Source organism: Aeromonas sp. PrichA-15, assembly GCF_017939245.1.
GTDB classification, from domain to species: domain Bacteria; phylum Pseudomonadota; class Gammaproteobacteria; order Enterobacterales; family Aeromonadaceae; genus Aeromonas; species Aeromonas caviae.
This window is the reverse complement of the sequence record NZ_JAGKRH010000355.1, coordinates 2,536-4,920: the sequence shown is the minus strand read 5'-3', so window position 1 is coordinate 4,920 and position 2,385 is coordinate 2,536. Positions and strand designations below refer to the sequence as shown.

Annotated in this window: 1 protein-coding gene and 2 pseudogenes; 2 read left to right on the top strand and 1 reads right to left on the bottom strand. The window is 52.2% G+C overall.

What is annotated here, in order from left to right; translation table 11 throughout:
- Positions 1 to 467, bottom strand: a pseudogene (locus tag J9889_RS23180) (IS1595-like element ISKpn3 family transposase); the annotation flags it as partial.
- A gap of 165 nt (positions 468 to 632) precedes the next feature.
- On the opposite strand from J9889_RS23180, the gene J9889_RS23175 reads away from it, so the two are divergent.
- Together J9889_RS23175 and J9889_RS24385 are read left to right on the top strand one after the other, a co-directional pair.
- A complete protein-coding gene (locus J9889_RS23175) occupies positions 633 to 1,808 on the top strand; it encodes a glutathione synthase (protein ID WP_282597966.1) in 1,176 nt (391 codons plus the stop codon).
- Positions 1,809 to 1,896: 88 nt separating this feature from the next.
- Positions 1,897 to 2,385 (top strand): annotated as a pseudogene (locus J9889_RS24385) (IS630-like element ISAhy2 family transposase); the annotation flags it as partial.

Genomic DNA, 2,385 nt, shown 5'->3' with positions numbered 1-2,385 from the left:
TTGCCACCACGGCGCTCGCCACCCCAGTAGACATCATCGAGCTGAATGATGCCGCTGATGGGCTGCTTGTCATCGGACTCTTTCATGGCTTGCAGCAGCTTGTGCTTGAGCATCCAGGCGGTGTCATATTTGACGCCCAACTGGCGTTTTAGCTCCATCGCTGACAAGCCTGTTTTGGTTTGTGACAACAGGTGCATTGCCAGAAACCACTTGGTCAGTGGGAGCTTGGTGTTTGCGAAAATCGTGTTTCCAGTCAATGACATCTGGTGACGGCAGTGATTGCATTGCCACACACGTGGCCGCCTTCTCAGGCGACAACAGGTCTTGTTGGCACATTCAGGGCAGACAAAGCCGTTAGGAAAACGCCAAGTGAACAGCGCGTTTTCGCACTGAGCCTCAGTGCCATAGTCCTTGAGAAACTCAAACAGGCTGTAGCCTTTCTGGAATTGGATTTTGCTTTTGGCCATGATCTCGCACCTCGATAACTGTACGTAAGATCAGTATAGTTCGTGGTAACTGACTGCTAATCATGGGTAATCAGGACGCCTTAAATGGCGAAGAAACGGTCTAAATAGGCTGATTCAAGGCATTTACGGGAGAAAAGATCGGCTCAAACTGAAAAAATGAAATGACTGAGTCAGCCGAGAAGAATTTCCCCGCTTATTCGCACCTTCCTAAGCAAACTGATTTATGCCGTCTCAGAGGATCATGGCTTTTTACATGATGCCATTCATCCCATTACGGCGGGCGATCCCTTCTTTTCAGCCCTGCTCAGCATGCACCAACAGATACACTCATCAGCCACCAAGCCACCCCGGCTGCCATTACTCATCATGCGCAGCGACTTTATGGACGACCAGCGCGATGGCCACAAGCTGATCGAGTTCAATGGTATCGCCGCAGGTATGGGGCCATTTGGTCAGCGGATACATGAACTGCACCGCTATCTGCAACGGCAATGGCCTGCTGCGTACATGCAAGAGCCGCATCAGGCAATGGGTGAACTTGTCAGTAATCATGCCATTGAAGGATTGTCAGCAGGCATTGCCGAGGCCACCTTCAAGATCAAGCGTGAGTTTGGCGACCCCGGCCCGGCAAGGTTTCTGATGATTGTGCAGGAACATGAAAACAATGTGTTTGATCAACACCTGCTTGAGCTGGCACTCCAGCGCAAAGGGATTGAGACGCAGCGCAGAACCTTTCGTGAACTTCATAATCAACTGAGCACGGGCGCTAACAACAGACTGCTCCTCGATGGTGTCGGCTCCCTCGATACCGTCTACCTGCGGGCCGGATACCAATATTCAGATTATGAGGCGACAGACCTCAAAGAGCAGAGATGTTGCCAGGCGCTGATGGCGACCCGTGTGGTGATTGAGCGACATAGAGTCGCCGTCAATGCCACGGTCGCCCAGCAATTGGCGACCAGCAAGCGAGTACAAATGCTGCTGTCACGTTTGGGAGAAGAGGGATTCGCTGCATTTGGCTTGACCCCGCAAGAGGCTGACACGGTAAGAGGCGTGTTGGGTGAAATGCATCCTGTGACCCCTGATAGCCTCCACTTTGTAAAAGCTGCGCCCTCCAATAGTTGGGTACTTAAAAACCAAGGAGAAGGAGGTGGGCATTGTCTGTTTGGGGCAGACATCCTGGCAAAATTAGAAACACTGGAGCCCCGGCAATATCAGGCTTGGTCACTAATGGGCCGATTACATCCCGTTCCCAGACCGATGTCAGCCTGGATAGTACGCAAAGGAGAGCTGCATCGGGTGACGGACTTGATCAGTGAACTAAATAGCTGTTCCGAATAGTAGATCACTGGAGGAAGGGAACTCAGTCCAGTTTGTGCGATCTCATTAGTCGCCAAACAAAACAAGCCACACCCAAAGGACTGAGTTGATGCCTATCCTACCACCCCTGCCACGACCACAACGGCGCCGCATTCACAAAATCATCCATGCCACCCGTGATAAAGGGCATGCTCGTCGCTTGATGGCCATCTTGCTGTTACATGAAGGACGCACGGTCACTGATGTTCATCACCTTACCGGCGCTGCTCGCTCGACCATCGGCCGTTGGCTTCGATGGTATCGAGATGAAGGCATAGATGCGCTAGAAGCCTTACCGGCTGGCCGTGCCCCAGTCTTACCTGTTGCCAAGATTGTCACTTTACTGGTGCTGCTCATGCAGTTTTCTCCGCAAGATTTTGGTTATCAGCGCAGCCGCTGGTGTACCGAACTATTGGCTATCAAAATCAATCGGTTAACAGGCCTCAATATGGCAGCCTCCACGCTCCGTCGATGGTTACCGCGTATGGGCATTGTCTGGCGAAGGCCCGTGCCGACCTTGCGGATAAAAGACCCAGCCTATCAGGAGAAAATGGCGGAG